General features: G+C 71.5%; 18 protein-coding genes. 11 read left to right on the plus strand and 7 right to left on the minus strand.

Annotation, left to right across the window (positions count from 1 at the left end; all coding sequences use genetic code 11):
- From MKK60_RS23065 to MKK60_RS23075, 3 genes are all read left to right on the plus strand, one after another.
- Positions 1–197, plus strand: a 197-nt coding sequence (locus MKK60_RS23065) for a hypothetical protein (protein ID WP_243988728.1), incomplete at its 5' end; no start/stop codon positions are given.
- A 10-nt stretch (positions 198–207) separates the two neighbouring features.
- A complete protein-coding gene (locus MKK60_RS23070; protein ID WP_243988729.1) occupies positions 208–603 on the plus strand; it encodes a hypothetical protein in 396 nt (131 codons plus the stop codon).
- Entirely contained in the window at positions 596–844 is a 249-nt protein-coding gene (locus MKK60_RS23075) for a hypothetical protein (RefSeq protein ID WP_243988730.1), read from the plus strand. Before MKK60_RS23070 ends, MKK60_RS23075 begins: the two co-directional genes overlap by 8 nt.
- Before the next feature lie 53 nt (positions 845–897).
- On the opposite strand, the gene MKK60_RS23080 is transcribed toward MKK60_RS23075, so the two are convergent.
- Entirely contained in the window at positions 898–2,157 is a 1,260-nt protein-coding gene (locus MKK60_RS23080) for a tyrosine-type recombinase/integrase (protein WP_243988731.1), read from the minus strand.
- Positions 2,158–2,739: 582 nt separating this feature from the next.
- Between MKK60_RS23080 and MKK60_RS23085 the strand changes: the two genes are divergently transcribed.
- The 3 genes from MKK60_RS23085 to MKK60_RS23095 all read left to right on the plus strand — a co-directional run bounded on the left by MKK60_RS23085 (position 2,740) and on the right by MKK60_RS23095 (position 6,129).
- On the plus strand, positions 2,740–3,006 hold the full coding sequence (locus tag MKK60_RS23085) for a hypothetical protein (protein WP_243988732.1): 267 nt from the start codon (positions 2,740–2,742) through the stop codon (positions 3,004–3,006).
- A 267-nt stretch (positions 3,007–3,273) separates the two neighbouring features.
- Entirely contained in the window at positions 3,274–4,692 is a 1,419-nt protein-coding gene (locus MKK60_RS23090) for an FAD-binding oxidoreductase (RefSeq protein ID WP_243988733.1), read from the plus strand.
- A 147-nt stretch (positions 4,693–4,839) separates the two neighbouring features.
- Positions 4,840–6,129 (plus strand): MFS transporter, encoded by a 1,290-nt coding sequence (locus tag MKK60_RS23095; RefSeq protein WP_243988778.1) that lies wholly within the window; start codon positions 4,840–4,842, stop codon positions 6,127–6,129.
- A gap of 84 nt (positions 6,130–6,213) precedes the next feature.
- On the opposite strand, the gene MKK60_RS23100 is transcribed toward MKK60_RS23095, so the two are convergent.
- The 3 genes from MKK60_RS23100 to MKK60_RS23110 form a co-directional block, all read right to left on the minus strand.
- A complete protein-coding gene (locus MKK60_RS23100; protein WP_243988734.1) occupies positions 6,214–6,402 on the minus strand; it encodes a hypothetical protein in 189 nt (62 codons plus the stop codon).
- 190 nt (positions 6,403–6,592) lie between these two features.
- Positions 6,593–6,985, minus strand: coding sequence for a nuclear transport factor 2 family protein (locus MKK60_RS23105; protein WP_243988735.1), 393 nt, complete (start codon positions 6,983–6,985; stop codon positions 6,593–6,595).
- Between the two features lie 136 nt (positions 6,986–7,121).
- Entirely contained in the window at positions 7,122–7,697 is a 576-nt protein-coding gene (locus MKK60_RS23110) for a L,D-transpeptidase (RefSeq protein ID WP_243988736.1), read from the minus strand.
- A 279-nt stretch (positions 7,698–7,976) separates the two neighbouring features.
- On the opposite strand from MKK60_RS23110, the gene MKK60_RS23115 reads away from it, so the two are divergent.
- The 3 genes from MKK60_RS23115 (at position 7,977) to MKK60_RS23125 (ending at position 9,768) form a co-directional block, all read left to right on the plus strand.
- A complete protein-coding gene (locus MKK60_RS23115; protein WP_147725679.1) occupies positions 7,977–8,663 on the plus strand; it encodes a response regulator transcription factor in 687 nt (228 codons plus the stop codon).
- 7 nt (positions 8,664–8,670) lie between these two features.
- Positions 8,671–9,249 carry a methylated-DNA--[protein]-cysteine S-methyltransferase gene (locus MKK60_RS23120; RefSeq protein ID WP_243988737.1) on the plus strand — a complete coding sequence of 193 codons (579 nt, stop codon included), beginning with the start codon at positions 8,671–8,673 and terminating at the stop codon, positions 9,247–9,249.
- Positions 9,250–9,315: 66 nt separating this feature from the next.
- Positions 9,316–9,768, plus strand: coding sequence for a cyclic nucleotide-binding domain-containing protein (locus MKK60_RS23125; protein ID WP_243988738.1), 453 nt, complete (start codon positions 9,316–9,318; stop codon positions 9,766–9,768).
- A gap of 25 nt (positions 9,769–9,793) precedes the next feature.
- Here the strand turns inward: MKK60_RS23125 and MKK60_RS23130 are convergent, their stop codons facing one another.
- Both MKK60_RS23130 and MKK60_RS23135 read right to left on the minus strand, forming a co-directional pair.
- On the minus strand, positions 9,794–10,696 hold the full coding sequence (locus MKK60_RS23130; RefSeq protein ID WP_243988739.1) for an alpha/beta fold hydrolase: 903 nt from the start codon (positions 10,694–10,696) through the stop codon (positions 9,794–9,796).
- Between the two features lies 1 nt (position 10,697).
- Positions 10,698–11,729, minus strand: coding sequence for an SDR family oxidoreductase (locus tag MKK60_RS23135; RefSeq protein WP_243988740.1), 1,032 nt, complete (start codon positions 11,727–11,729; stop codon positions 10,698–10,700).
- A 321-nt stretch (positions 11,730–12,050) separates the two neighbouring features.
- On the opposite strand from MKK60_RS23135, the gene dapD reads away from it, so the two are divergent.
- Positions 12,051–12,896, plus strand: a complete 846-nt coding sequence (dapD, locus tag MKK60_RS23140; RefSeq protein ID WP_147729790.1) for a 2,3,4,5-tetrahydropyridine-2,6-dicarboxylate N-succinyltransferase — start codon at positions 12,051–12,053, stop codon at positions 12,894–12,896.
- Between the two features lie 20 nt (positions 12,897–12,916).
- On the plus strand, positions 12,917–13,777 hold the full coding sequence (locus MKK60_RS23145; protein ID WP_243988741.1) for an alpha/beta fold hydrolase: 861 nt from the start codon (positions 12,917–12,919) through the stop codon (positions 13,775–13,777).
- A gap of 6 nt (positions 13,778–13,783) precedes the next feature.
- On the opposite strand, the gene MKK60_RS23150 is transcribed toward MKK60_RS23145, so the two are convergent.
- Positions 13,784–15,046, minus strand: a complete 1,263-nt coding sequence (locus MKK60_RS23150) for an SfnB family sulfur acquisition oxidoreductase (protein WP_243988742.1) — start codon at positions 15,044–15,046, stop codon at positions 13,784–13,786.
- Between the last annotated feature and the right edge of the window lie 36 nt (positions 15,047–15,082).

Raw genomic sequence — 15,082 nt, forward strand, 5'->3', positions numbered from 1 at the left:
CCGACCGCGACCGGCTCGCCGATGAGGTGGCGCGGCTGCGCGGGGCTCTTGAGAGATCCGCCGATACGTTGAACGCCTGCGAGGGCGTCATGCGAAACGCGGGCGATATTGCCGCCGCGATGGAGGCATCCGTCGAAGAAGGGCTCGCTCGTCGCGCTCTCACCGTCACAGGAGGACAGACCGATGGCCAGGCCTGACGTGGGGGTGATGCGCGAGCTGCTGGCGCGGGTGAAGGCAGCCGAGGGACCGGATCGCCGGCTCGACTACGAGATCTTCACCGCGTTCGCGACGCCGGGGGAAGCGAACCCGTGGGATCCGGCTGCCGGCCATTTCTACACGGCCAGCATTGACGCCGCGGTGGCGTTGGCTGGCCGCGTCCTCCCGGGCACGATGTGGGCCGTTGGCGAGATGGAAGGCGGCCCCTTCTGTCGCCTCGTCTACCCGAAGTCTGATGGCTTCCGTGAGGCGGTCAGCATGGAGCAAGATGGCGGGCCGGACTCTGCGCCCCTCGCCATCTGCGCCGCCCTCCTGACCGCTCTCATCGCCGCGGAGGACCAAGCCCCCGCCATTCCGGCCCAGGCCGCAGGAGGCGGGGATGCGTGAACTGACGGAGCACCATCGAACGCTGCTCACAGAACTCGACCGGCTCGGCGATCAAGGCGCACTTACTTGCCGTCTCGCGGGCTGGGAGCCCACACCTTGGGCAACGAACCGCATGCGGACGCTCGCCAGGCGTGGCCTCGTCCGGCGCCATGAGAGCAACGCCGAGCGCTGGTACATCACCCCCGCCGGCCGCACCGCCCTCAATCCGCCCGCGCGCGAGGGGGAGGGAGACCAGCCATGATCGACACCGCACGCCACGTCGTGCCGTTCCAGGCGGCCGCCCGCGAGGTCGGGCTAAGTACGGCGACCCTTCGCCGGATCTGCAAGGACGGTCGCGGCCCGACGCTTCTTCGGCTTAGCGAGCGGCGCCTGGGCGTCCGCCGAGGCGACCTGGATGCGTGGCTCAAGACCCGCGAGATAGGCGCCGAGAAGGTCTAGGGCTTCGCGCTTCTCGGACGCGTAGACCGCCCGGTTGTAGATGCCGGCGACGCCGGCCTTGTGACCCGAGATGTGGTTCAGGACGGCCTCGACCACGTGCGGCAGTACCTTGAGCCGATCGGCCATCAGCGTCGCCGCGGTGCGCCGCAGGTCGTGCAGCCGCCAGCCTGTCACGCCCGCGCGCGCGTCGAGCGCCGCCTTCGCCCGCGAAAACCCCTGGAATCCTCCGTCGCCCTGGCCGAACACGAGGGTCCGGCCCTCGATGTGCTCGGTGGCGGTGAGGATCTGCAGGGCAGGGGCCGACAACGGGACGTCGTGATCCTGCGCGTTCTTCACCCGATGTGCCGGCAGCGACCAGAGCGCGCCGGCAAGGTCGACCTCGAGCCACGCCATGCCGGCGACCTCGTCGCGGCGCTGGCCGGTTAGCAGCAGCAGCCGCACGATCCGGCCGAAGTCATCGTTCCGGCACGCGCCGAGCACCTTGGCGACCTCGTCCTCGGTGAGGATGCGCGCCCGGCGAACTTCGGGCGCTGGCTTCGGCACGCCGATCACCGGGTTGAGCTCGGCCGCCCCGGTCCCGACCAGCCAGGCGAAGTGCGCTGAGAGGGCCGAGCGGGCGCGGTTAGCCGCGTGCGGCCCGGTCTCCCGACGGATCTCCGCCAGGCGATCGGCGATCTGCTGTCGGCCGACGGAGTGGAGCGGCAGCCGATGCAGCGGGCGCCACACCGTCCGGAGGTAGCGGGATGCTTCGCTGAGATAGGCCGGGCGTAGCTTCGGGGCGACCGCCTCGAGGTAGGGCTCGACGCCGGCGCCGAAAGTGATCGCCGCGCGCGCCTTGGCCTTCACCTTCTCTGCGTGCGGATCCTCGCCGAGCTTCGCCCGCGCCAACCGCTCGCCGGCGGCCCGGCGCGCATCGCTCGCAGTGAGCACGCCGACCTTGCCCAACGTCTCCCGCTTCGATTGCCCCAGCGCGTTCCGGTACTGCACGACCCAGGTCCGCGAGCCGCCCTTGCTGAGGCTCAGACCGAACCCGGGCAGGTCGTCGTCGAACACCACGAGCTTGTCGCGCCCGGCGGGGAGCACGACGGAAGCTGCGGTCTGGTTCGTAAGCCGCATCGCGCCCCGGTAAGCACATGGTAAGCAGCGTGACGGATGCCTACGCTCGCTCCCGCGCGCATGATGAGGTGTTACCCGTGGGCAATCCCTCTCGCGGTCAGCACTTTTGGAGTCCGGTAAGCAGTCCTGTCAACTGTTGCGAGCTATAACCCGTGTTTCGTAATGAGGGGGTCGGGGGTTCGAATCCCTCAAGCGGCACCATTTTGGTTGCGCTCTCCGCAACGGTCCTGAACAATCCAGCTCGAATCGACGTCTGCCGCTCGCGCAGCGGTGACCCTGTGCGCCCGATCGGCTCGACGTCTTTGGAGCGATCGCCTGGACCATGCGATCCCGCGGGGTGGCGTCACGCTGTCGCCTGGAGCCGATGCGGCGCTCGCGGCCCGCCCCCAGCGCAAGCTTGCAATCTTGCCGAACGAGGACGCCGACGCTGGCGATCTGCTGTAGTTGCGGCAAGCTTTTTAATCCCGGCCGGTGCGTGCGCGGCGGCACGTCGAAAATGTAAGCGGCTCACCATCTCAGTCTCAAGCAGAGAGAAACGGACCCGGATCAGGGTTTGTCCTGCAGAGGAGCCGAGACGCCACCATGAAGACCCGTATCGCCGCCATCGCCGCCGCTGCTATTCTTGGCGTCGCCACGATCTCGTCGGCAATGGCCCACGACCGTCCGGCGCGTTACAACGGTTTCGCGCCCTACGACGTCGAGACGACGGGTTCGTTCGACGGCTTCGATCAGCGGTTCGACCGCAATCCGGCTACCTGCCGGATGAGTTCCGCCGCCGAGGGCAATGCCAATCAGCAGAACTTCCCGGTGAAGCAGTACGGCCAGACCGCCGGCGGCAATCGCTGCTGATCGGCTGGCGGGCTTGGAGGTCGTCGCCGACGTCGTCCGTCGGGTCATTCCCCGCGGCGTGATCGCGACGGTCGTAACGCGCGGGCCGTCGTTGGTGAAAGGCGGCGCGCCCGAGCAGAGGGCCGAGATCCAGCGGCGGGGTGCGAGCCCTGCCGCTTTCTCATGCGTCTGAGGCGGATCGACCGGCTGAGGCTTGATCGCGGCTTTTCAACCGGGCGTTGGGGCGACATGGTCCGCGCCCGAGGTCCGAAACCCGCGCGAGCTGTCATGACCCTCTCCGATGCCGTCGCTCCGTTCCGCAGCCTCCTCGGCGAGGGTGGGGTGCTGACCGGCTCCGACACCGGGCGCTACACCCGGGACCAGCGCGACCTGATGCAGGGCGAGACGGCGGCCGTGCTGCGGCCGCGGTCGGTCGCCGAGGTGCAGGCGCTCGTGCGCCTCGCGAAGGCCGAGGGCTTCGGGCTCGTGCCGCAGGGCGGCAACACCGGCTACGTCGGCGGGGCGACGCCGCAAACCGGACGACGGCAGCTGGTCGTCAGCCTGGAGCGGATGACGCGGATCCGATCGGTCGATCTCCTCGATTTCTCGCTCGCCTGCGATGCCGGGGCGATCCTCGCCGACGCTCAGGCGGCCGCGGCCGCGCACGACCTCCTCCTGCCGCTGAGCCTCGGCGCGGAGGGAAGCTGCCGCCTCGGCGGCAACCTCGGAACCAATGCCGGCGGCCTGCAGGTGCTGCGCTACGGCATGACCCGCGACCTGGTCCTCGGGCTGGAGGCGGTCCTGCCGGACGGGTCGCTGCTCTCCGACATGAAGCGGCTGCGCAAGAACAACATCGGCTACGACCTGAAGCAGCTCTTCGTCGGCGCCGAGGGCACGCTCGGCATCGTCACCGGGGTGGTGCTGAAGCTGTGGCCGGCGCAGAGCTTCCGCGCGACCGCGTGGCTGCAGCTCGCCGCCGGCGCGCCGATCTCGGAGATCGCCGCGTTCCTGCGCCGCGAGACCTCGGACCTGGTCTCGACCTTCGAGCTGATCTCGGCCTCGTCGCTCGCTCTGGTCGCCGAGATGCGCGGCGCCGCGACCGGCTTCGCCACAGGAGGCGGCGGGGCGGTGCTGCTCGAGCTCTCGTCCTCGTCGCGTCACATCCCGCTCGACGACGTGCTGATGGCGGCCCTCGAAGCCCTGATGGAACGGGCATGGATCACCGATGCGGTGCTGGCGAGCTCCGAGGCGCAGCGCCGGGCGATGTGGACCGTGCGCGAGACCATCCCCGAGGGCGAGAAGCAGGCCGGCGGCTCGGTCAAGCTCGACATCGCGGTGCCGGTCTCGCAGCTCGGCGCGTTCCTGGCCCGCGGCGGTGCGCTGGTGGCGGAGCGGATGCCGGGCGTGCGCCTGTCCTTCTATGGCCATGTCGGAGACGGCAACGTCCACTACAACCTGATGGTGCCGGCGGGCGAGGACCGCCTCGCCTTCACCCGCCGGGTCGAGGCGGGCATCGCGCATGACCTCTACGCGGTGGCGATCGATCTCGGCGGCAGCTTCAGCGCCGAGTACGGCATCGGCCGGTTCAAGCGCGACCTGCTCCGCCGCTACGCCGACCCGACCCGGCTCGCCCTGATCGAGACCGTCAAGGCCGCCATCGACCCGGACGGGCTGATGAACGCCGGCGCCATGGCCGGACGCGACTAGCGACGCACGCGCGCCGGCTCCGTTCGGTCCGCCGCTTCGCCGGAAATCCGAGCTTGGCGTCCCGCCGAAATACATGCATATGCCTGTTTCGGGCGTGGGCGCCCCGAATCGGTCGAGGGTGTGATGATGGTCGCCAGTCCGTCCCCTGTGATGTCCGGCGCGCTCGCCCGGGCGCTGACGCGCCGCGGCGTGCATTATGGCTGGGTCTCGGCCGCGGTCACCTTCCTCACGATGCTGGTCACGGCCGGCGCGGTCGGGGCGCCCGGCGTGCTGATCCTGCCGCTGCAGACGGAATTCGGCTGGGACACCGCCTCGATCTCCTCGGCGCTGGCGATCCGCCTCGTGCTGTTCGGGTTGATGGGCCCCTTCGCCGCCGCCCTGATGAACCGCTACGGCCCGCGCCGGATCGTGCTGGCGGCATTGGCGCTGATCGCCTCGGGGTTGCTGGCCTCGCTCGCGATGACGCAGCTCTGGCAGCTGATCTTGCTCTGGGGCGTCGTGGTTGGCGTGGGCACCGGGCTGACCGCGCTGGTGCTCGGAGCGACGGTGGCGACGCGCTGGTTCTCGCATCGGCGCGGCCTCGTCGTCGGGCTGCTCACCGCGAGCTCGGCCACCGGCCAGCTGATCGTGCTGCCGATCCTCGCCGCGCTGACCGAGGCGCTCGGCTGGCGCGCCGCCCTGCTCACGGTCTGCAGCCTGCTCGGGCTGGCGGCCCTCGTCGTGTTCCTGTTGCTGCGCGACCGGCCGGAGGATGTCGGCCTGCTGCCCTACGGCGAGACGGCGGCGAATGCCGCCCCGCCGCGCGGGCCCGCCGTCGGCGCCATCGCGGCGCTTCGCGAGGCCGCGCGGACGCGGGTGTTCTGGGTGCTTTTCCTCACCTTCTTCATCTGCGGCGCGAGCACCAACGGGCTGATCCAGACCCACTTCATCCCGCTCTGCGCCGATTACGGCCTGCGCCCGGTCCAGGCGGCGAGCGTGCTCGCCGGCATGGGCGTGTTCGACTTCGTCGGCACGGTCGCCTCGGGCTGGCTGTCGGACCGCTACGACAACCGCTGGCTCCTGTTCTGGTACTACGGCCTGCGCGGGCTCTCGCTCCTGTGCCTGCCGTTCTCCGATTTCTCCTTCGCCGGGCTGTCGCTGTTCGCGGTGTTCTACGGCCTCGACTGGATCGCCACCGTGCCGCCGACGGTGAAGCTGGCGGCGCAGCGGTTCGGGCGCGAGCGCGCCAACGTGGTCTTCGGCTGGGTCTTCGCCGGGCACCAGCTCGGCGCGGCGACGGCGGCCTTCGGCGCCGGCCTCTCGCGGACCGAGCTGCAGAGCTACCTGCCGGCCTTCTTCGCCGCAGGCGCGCTGTGCCTCGTCGCCTCGGCGCTGATCCTCACGCTGAGCCCGCCGCGGCGGGAGGCGGTGCCGGGTGCGGTGCCGGCCGCCGGCTGAAACCGCGTGCCGGCGTCCGACACATCGCGATCAGGCATCGAGCCCGATCGCGGGCGCCGCTTACGACCATGGCGCAGGTGACGGCTACACCGTCCGGTCGACGACCCGTCCCTGAGCGGCCGGCACCGGGGGCGAAACGGCAACCGCCGTCTCCGCGACCAGCGCGGCGACCGCCTTCTGCGCGTCGATCTGCTGACGCGCGACGGCGGTGCCGATCGACTGAGACAGGGCACCGGCCTGGATCTGGACGGCTCGGGCGACGGGGCTGGTCATGGCGCATCATGACCCGGCGTCGGTGAAGGGCTGGTTATGCCGACGCTTCAAAAGTCTGTCCCGGCCGGAGGGGGATCGGTTCGGTCGACGGTCCGCCTGCGGTTCGAAGTCGACCACGCGCCGCCGATGGCTCCCCGCACGCCGGCGAAGACCCCACATCGTGGCGCACGCGGTGGTGCTCGACGCGCCCCTAGGTTTTCGGCGGGTCCAGCATGACCCAGAGGCGGGTGATCCGCCCATCGACGACGTTCGCGACGTCCGCGCCGGTGACGACGACCGGCCCGTTCCGGGGGCCGCCTTTCCAGCGCAGGACGCCGAGCCCGTGATGCCCGACCGCGACGCCATCGGGCGCGAAGCGGAAGTCCGGCCCGAACTGCTCGAGAAGCTTGCCGGCGATCTCGGAGATCGCCGCACGGCCCACGACGACGGTCGTCGGCTCGTACATGACCGGGTCGGCGACGAAGAGTTCATCGAGGGCGCGCTCGCGCTCCGCGCCGTCGCGTTCGTTGAAGATGCGTTCGAGATTCGCGCGCAGCAGGCGGTCGTAGTCCGGCTCGTCCGGCGTCGTGGTCTCGTCCGGCACGGCTCATCCTCCGGCGGTGGCGATCTGCGCTAGGAGGGTATCGGCCCAGATGCCAGTTGAGAAGCCACGGATAGGCAAAGATTCTGGTGTCACGGCTTCATGGCGGCCGACGGTCCTGGTCTCGATCCTCGCGCGATCACCCGATCACGAGCCTGGTGCGCGGCCCGAGGCGGCGCAGGAGCCGGAGCAGGTCGGCGCGCTTGAGCGCGACGCAGCCCTCCGTCGGCGTGTAGCCCGGCCGGGCGATGTGCAGGAAGATCGCCGAGCCGCGGCCGGGGCGGATCGGGCCGCGGTTGTGGTCGAGGTCGATCACCACGTCGTAGAGACCGTCGTCGCGCCACATCCGTTCCGCGCTCACGCCCGGCGCGGGCAGGGCGATCGGCCGGTTGTAGCGGCGGTCGCGGACGTCGTCGCACCAGCCGTCGCCCGGCGCCGTCCGGCGTAAGGGGAGGGCGGTGGCAGGGCGAGGAAGATGGTCGGGCCTATAGCTGCCGCCGCGCAGGCGGACGCGACCGCGCGGCGATCCGCCGTCGCCCTCGCGCTTCACCTGCACGATGCCGCCGCTTCCCAGGGCGCAGGGGATGATGGCGTCGCCGGCCTGCAGCAGGCCCTTGCGCCGGTCGCCGACGCGCGGGTGCACGCGAAGCGTCGCCAGGGTGGTCGTCTTGCCGGGTCGGGAGCCGGTTCGGGGAGGGCGAGGTCGTTGAATCATGATGCTGCGCGAGAGTGATTCCAGGCTCGGCGTTCGGGGCCCCGATCGGCTCCGCCCGCCCGTGCCGGCCCCGTCCTGCGAGGCCCATACGGGCAGGATGTCACCGAAATGGTCGAATAATTGTGCACAAGGCAATTCCCCGCCGCGAAAAGCGCGTTATTCTAAGGCGACTACCCGGGTCGAAGAACCCTCGGGTTTTTGGGAGCGAGATCGCCCGCGCGCCGGAGTTCCGGGGCACGACTCGTTCCGGTCGTGCCCTGTCGAAGAGTTCCTCGGACGATGTCCAACGCCTACCGCCTTCTCATCTGCGACGACGACGCGATCCTGCGCGAGACCCTGACCGAGCAGCTCGACCTCTGCGAGGAGTTCACGGTGGTCGCCGAGGTCGATGCGGGCCGGGCAATCGCCCGCGTCGCCGCCGACCGGATCGATCTCGCGGTGATGGATGTCGGGCTGCCCGACATGGATGGGCGCGAGGCCGTCCGCCTGATGCGGAAGAACGGCTTCAAGGGGCCGGTCATCATGCTGACGGCGCAGGATTCCGAGGCCGACACCGTCGAGGGCCTCGAGGCGGGCGCCAACGACTACGTCACCAAGCCGTTCAAGTTCGCGATCCTGCTCGCCCGCATCCGCGCGCACCTGCGCAGCCACGAGGCGTCCGAGGACGCGGTCTTCCAGATCGGCCCCTACACCTTCAAGCCGGGCGCGAAGCTCCTGGTCGGCGAGCGCGGCTCCAAGCTGAAGCTGACCGAGAAGGAGACCGCGATCCTGCGCTTCCTCTATCGCGCCGGGCGCGAGGTGGTCGGCCGCGACACGCTGCTCGCCGAGGTCTGGGGCTACAACGCGCAGGTCACGACGCACACGCTCGAGACCCACATCTACCGGCTCCGGCAGAAGATCGAGCCGAATCCGGGGCTCGCCGCGATTCTCGTCACCGAGGGCGGCGGCTACAAGCTGCTGCCGTGATGCCGGCATGAGGGCCGCCCCGGTCGCCCTTCGGCGCGAGACCCTGGCGAGCCCGATCGGAACGCTCGTCCTCCTCACCGACGCGGACGGGCGGCTGCGGGTCGCCGACTTCGACGATTATCGCGACCGCATGGAAACGCTGCTCGAACGCGGCTACGGCCGCGGCGGCTGGTCGATCGCCGACAGCCCGCATCCGAGCGGGGCGTTGCGCGCGCTCGCCGACTACTTCGACGGCGACCTCAACGCCATCGACGCGATCGAGACGGCCACCGGCGGGACCGTGCTGCAGCGGGCGGTCTGGGCCGCGTTGCGCGCCGTGCCACCCGGAACGACCGAGAGCTACGGCGTGCTCGCGGCGCGAATCGGGCATCCGCGCGCGGTGCGCCCGGTCGGCGCCGCCAACGGTGCGAACCCGATCTGCGTGGTGGTACCGTGCCACCGCGTCGTCGGCGCGAACGGCACGCTCACCGGTTACGGCGGCGGCCTGGAACGCAAGCGCTGGCTCCTCGACCACGAGGCCCGCCATGTCTGGCGCGGCGGCGTGGGGCGTCACGCCGACCTGTTCGGGGCGGCGCTGCTGCGTTGAGCCCGTTCCCCGTTCCCGACGCTTCCGCTAAAGATCGCCGATCGGATGGGGAAGGACCGGCGCGGGTTGGGCATCGAAGACGACATCGCGATCCTCGCCGCCGCGCCGGTGTTCGAAGCCTTCGGGCGCGACGCCCTGCGCCTGCTCACCTTCGCCGCCGAGCGCCGGTCGCTGGATCCCGGCGAGCGGCTGTTCGCCCGCGGCGATCCTGCCGACGGCGGCTTCATCGTCCTGTCGGGCACGATCGCCCTCGAGCCGCGCGTGCCCGGCGGCGAGACGATCCTGGCCGGGCGCTCTGCGCTGATCGGGCGGCTCGCCCTGTTCGTCCGCGGCGAGCGGCCGAGCGAGGCCACCGCGCGCGATGCGGCGGAGGTCATGCGCATCACCCCGACGCTGATGCGTAGGGTGCTGGAGGAGTTCCCCGACGCCGCGGCCGCGATCCACGACGCGTTGGCCGAGGACCTGACCGGATTGAGCCGGGGCTTCGACCGGGTCCGCGCCATGCTGGACGCGGATTGAGCGACCGGGCCACTGTGGCCGGCGGTCACGATCGTGGCAGGACGGCGCGCGCGGCCTCCGTCACCGCGTCGGCGCGGAAGTGGTGCAGCATGTGCCCGATGCCCGGCAGCCGCTCGTAACGGGCGCCGGGGATCAGGCGGGCGGCCAGGGCGCCGTGGATCATCGGGTTGACAACGATGTCGGCATCGCCCGCCAGGATCCGCACCGGCACGCGGCAGGTCGCGTAGGCCGTCGCGCTCCGGCTCAGCGCCACCCAGAGCGACAGCGCATCCTCCGCCTCGGCGACGATCTGGCCGGACCGCCCGGCGAACCCGAACGGGAACGCCTCGGCGAAGGCCTTCGGCATCGTCTGCGGCAGGAACATCGCGTTCCACAGCATCGGCAGAAGCGTCGGGTCGGCGGACGCCCCGAGAGCCCGCGACAGCACCGGGCCGGACACGGGGGCGGCGCGCGGGCCGAACAGCACCTGCTCGAGGCGAAGCTCGGGAAAGCAGACCGGGGCGAGCGCCACGATGCCGGCGACGTCGTCGGGGTAGAGCAGCCCGTAGGCCAGCGCGACGGCGCCACCGTAAGAATGCCCGACGATCACCGGGCGATGCAGCCCGAGCGATCGCACGGCCGTGTGGATCAGCTCGGCCTGGCGCCAGGGCGAGGCGTCGGTTCCGCGGGCGCGGGTGCTGCGTCCGTGCCCCGGCCGGTCGACGGCGACCACCCGGAAGTGCCGGGCGAGCGCCGGCACCGGACCGAGCCACATGTCCTCCAGCGTCATCAGCGTGCCGTGGATGGCGACGAGGTCCGGCCCGGCACCGGTCTCGGCATAGGCGATCGACCGCCCGTCCGGCAGGTCGACCATCTTGCGCGGGACGATGCGCTGGGTCTCGGGGGGAGGGCCGGGCAGGCCGGACGTGTCGAGCAGCAGGGCGGCCATCCTAGAGCGAGCGCCTGCGTTCGCGGGACGGATTGCCCGCCTTGCTGCCGATGCCCGTCAGCGCCAGCGCGGCGAGGCCGAGCCCGATCAGCCCCGCCGTCGCGGCGACCGGATGCAGGGTCGCCCGGGTGTAGGCGCTGGTGCGCATCACGTAGCCCGGCTGCGTACCGCGGACCGCGCCCGCATGCTTCGGCGCATGCAGCGCGCCGGCCGGGTCGCGCGGTGCCTCGCCGCGCCTCTGCATCGCGATGATCGCCGGCGCCAGCAGATCGTAGGCACCCGGCGCGAATTCCTTGCCGGCCACCATCAGCTTGCCGCCCCCGCCGACGATGATGTCGCGCTGCGGATGCACGGCGGCGTGCAGGATGGCGTTCGCGACCTCCTCGGGCGGGTAGATCGGCGGCGGCAGCATCGGCTCCCGGTCCATGTAGTTGCGCGCCCGCTGCGGCAGCGGCGTGTCGATCGAGGTCGGCTTGACCAGCGTCACCGAGACCGGCGCATCCTCGGCCAGCAGCTCCATGCGCAGGGCGTCGGTGAACCCCTTCACGGCGTGCTTGCTCGCCACGTACATGCCCTGGAACGGGAAGGCGAGGTCGGAAGCGACGCTGCCGAGATTGATCAGCGCACCGCCGCGGCGGCGCAGGTGCTCGACGGCGACGAGCGACCCGAACACCGTGCCCCAGAGGTTGGTCTGGATCAGGCGGACGTTGTCCGCGTCGGACACCTCGCGCAGCGGCCCGTAGATGGTGAGGCCGGCGACGTTCACCCAGGTGTCGAAGCCGCCGAACGCGGCCACCGCGCGATCGGCCACGGCCTGGACCTCGGCCCGGTTCCCGACATCGCAGGCGACGGCGATCGCCCGGCCGCCGGACGCCTCGATCTCCGACCGCACGGTCTCGAGCACGTCGGCGCTGCGGGCCGCCAGCACCACGCGTGCGCCCCCGGCCGCGGCCCGGCGGGCGGTCGCGAGCCCGATGCCGCTCGACGCGCCGGTGACGACGACGACCTGATCGCGTAATGCCTTGTGTCTCATGCCGTCCCATCGCTCCACGCACCGGTCGGCACGGAGCCGCGGTCTTCGGGAGCTACCCGCGAAACCGTGAGATGTTGCCGAACGAGGCGCGATCCAGGCGCGTCCGTTGCACGCAGGCGTTCGAGTGCCCGAGCCGGCCGGCTCGGGTTCGAGCGGCTGCGGAAGCCCTGAGCCGGCGAGGCGATGTCGCGGGTGCTGCGCACGGGGATCCGTCTGCGGGACGGCGGCCTGACGCCGTCCCGCGCATCGGGACCGTCAGGTGACAGGGCGGTCGGCCGCTTGTAAGCACGGGCGCTCACGAAAACCCTGTCCGGAAGACCCATGTCCCACGCCGCCCTCGCCCAGACCATCGAAGCCGCCTGGGAGGACCGCGCCGGCATCGACACGAGCACGCGCGGCGCCGTTCGCGAGGCGGTCGAGGCGGCCCTCGCCCTGCTCGATTCCGGCGAGGCGCGCGTCGCCGAGAAGAGCGGCGACCAGGATTGGGTCGTCAACCAGTGGCTGAAGAAGGCGGTGCTGCTGTCCTTCCGCCTCAACGACATGGCGCCGATCTCCGGAGGCCCCGGCGAGGCGCCGTGGTGGGACAAGGTGCCCTCGAAGTTCGAGGGCTGGAGCGAGGCCGAGTTCCGCGCCGCGGGCTTCCGCGCCGTTCCCGGCTGCTTCGTCCGCCGCGGCTCGTTCATCGCGCCCGGCGCCGTGCTGATGCCGTCGTTCATCAATCTCGGGGCGCGGGTCGGCAAGGGCACCATGGTCGACACCTGGGTGACGATCGGCTCCTGCGCCCAGGTCGGCGACAACTGCCACATCTCGGGCGGCGCCGGCATCGCCGGCGTGCTCGAGCCGCTGCAGGCCAACCCGGTGATCATCGAGGACAACTGCTTCATCGGCGCCCGCGCCGAGGTGGCCGAGGGCGTGATCGTCGGCGAGGGCAGCGTGCTGTCGATGGGCGTCTACATCGGCGCCTCGACCCGCATCGTCGACCGCACCACCGGCGAGGTCTTCTACGGCCGCGTGCCGCCCTATTCGGTGGTCGTCTCCGGCACGATGCCGGGCAAGGCGCTGCCGGACGGCTCGCCCGGACCGGGCCTGTACTGCGCCGTCATCGTCAAGCGCGTCGACGCCGGCACCCGCGCCAAGACCGCGATCAACGAGCTGCTGCGCACCTGATCCGAGCCGGGCCCGATCCGATGCGCGAGACCGCGACCCTCGACCTCACGGTGGCCGGCCGCTCGGTGCCGACGCCGTGCGATCGGATCGGGGCCGGCCCCGACGTGCTGCTGCTGCCGGCGCTCTCGACGATCGCGTCGCGAGCCGAGATGCGCGGCCTCGCCGACCAGCTCGCCTGGGACCATCGCTGCCTGATCCCGGACTGGCCCGGCTTCGGTGCGCATCCGCGGGCGCGGCTGCCGCTGAATCCGGCGACGTTCCACGCCTACCTCGACGCGCTGCTCGCGGCTGCACCCGGTCCCTACGCACTCGGCGTCGCCGCCGGCCACGCGGCGGGCTACCTGGTGGCCGCCGCCCGCCGGCATCCGACGGCGTTCGCCCGGCTCGTCCTGGTGGCGCCGACCTGGCGAGGCCCGCTCCCGACCGTGATGGGACCGGAGCGCCGGGGCCTATTCACCGCGATCCGCCGCGCGGTCGAGACGCCGGGGCTGGGCGACGTCCTCTATGCCCTCAACATCCGGCCCAAGGTGATCGGCCGGATGATGCGCGCTCACGTCTACGGCGACGCGGCGCACGTCACCGACGCGCTGATCGCGGAGAAGACCGCGATCACCCGCCAGCGCGGCGCGCGCTTCGGCACGGCGGCCTTCGTCACCGGCGGGCTCGATCCGGTGCCGACGCGCGAGGCCTTCCTCGCCCTGTTCGGCGACGGCCTGCCGCCGATCCGGGTGCTGCGCCCGAGCCGCGCCCCGCGCCGGTCCGGCGCCGAGATGGACGCGCTCGTCGCGTCGGGCCGCGTCGAGGGCCGACCGGTGCCGGGCGCCCTCAGCCCGCACGAGGAATATCCGGCCGAGACCGCCGAGGCGATCCGCGCGGCCTGACGCGCCTCAGCTCCAGGCGTGAGAGGGGGGCGCCACCCCGTTGAGCGCGTGGTTGCCGACGATCGCCACCTTCCAGCGGACGGGGTCGTGCAGCGTGTGCGTCCGCGCGTTGCGCCAGTGCCGGTCGAGGTTGTGCTCGGCGAGCGTCGAGCGGGTGCCGCCGAGCTCGAACAGCTTGTTCGAGGCCGCGAGCGCGATCTCGGTGGTGAGCACCTTCGATTCGGCGACCGCGATCTTGGCGGCGTTCACCAGCCCCGCATCGTGGTCGACGAGCGCGGCGTCGATCGCGAGGCCGGCGCGGTCGAGGATCGCTTCGGCCGCGTGCAGGCGGATGGTGAGGTCGCCGACGGCCTGGATCGTGTAGGGGTCGTCGGAGGCCCGATCCTGACCGGCATCGATCCACGGCCGCGCCTTCTCGCGCACGAAGGCGATGGTGTCGTCGAGGGCCGCGCGGCCGATGCCGGCGTCGATCGCCGCCTGGATGATCTGGAAGATCGCCCCGTCGAGGCGCGGCAGCTCCTGATAGGCCTTCCAGGCCGGGACGAGGTGGCTCTTCTCCACCCGCACGGCCTCGATCAGCACCGTGCCGCTCGCCGTGCCGCGCTGGCCGAAGGCCGACCAGTCGTCGATCACCGTCAGACCGGGCGCGTTGCGGTCGGCGATCGCGTACCAGGCGAGACCCGCATCGTCGACGGCGACGATCGGCACGAGGTGGGCGAGCAGCGCCCCAGTGGCGTAGAACTTCTGGCCCTGCACGATCACGTGGTCGCCGTGGTCGGTGAAGTGGGTGGCGAAGTCGGCGGCGCGCGCCGTGCCCTTCTCCGAGAACGCGTTGCCGAAGCGGGTGCCGCGCAGCACCTCGGCGAACAGGAGGGCCTGCTGCTCGGGGTCCGACACGGTGCGGATCGCGGCGACGATGCCGAGGTGGTTCTGCGCGATCTGCGCGATCGAAGGGTCGGCCGCAGCGACGATGGCGATCACCTGCGCCAGCGTCCGATACGACACCTCGGGGCCGCCGTGCTCGCGCGGAACGTTGATCGACCATAGGCCGCTCTGCGAGAACCGGTCGAGCTCCGCCAGCGGCCGGGCATGCGCGAGGTCGCGCTCCGACGCCCCCTCGCGGATCGAGGCGGCGAGCGCGTGGGCGACGCGGATCGCCTCGGCGTCGTCGCGGATGATGTGGGCGGCCTCGGATGGACGGGCCGGGCCCGGGACGCCGCGAGAGGACGCTGTTCCGGACAGCGCCTGGGTGCTGACGGCGATGTTCATCGATGTCTCCGAAGTTCGAGGGCGGTCGTCGGATAC

Origin of the sequence: Methylobacterium sp. J-092, assembly GCF_022829325.1 — a bacterium.
Classification (GTDB): domain Bacteria; phylum Pseudomonadota; class Alphaproteobacteria; order Rhizobiales; family Beijerinckiaceae; genus Methylobacterium.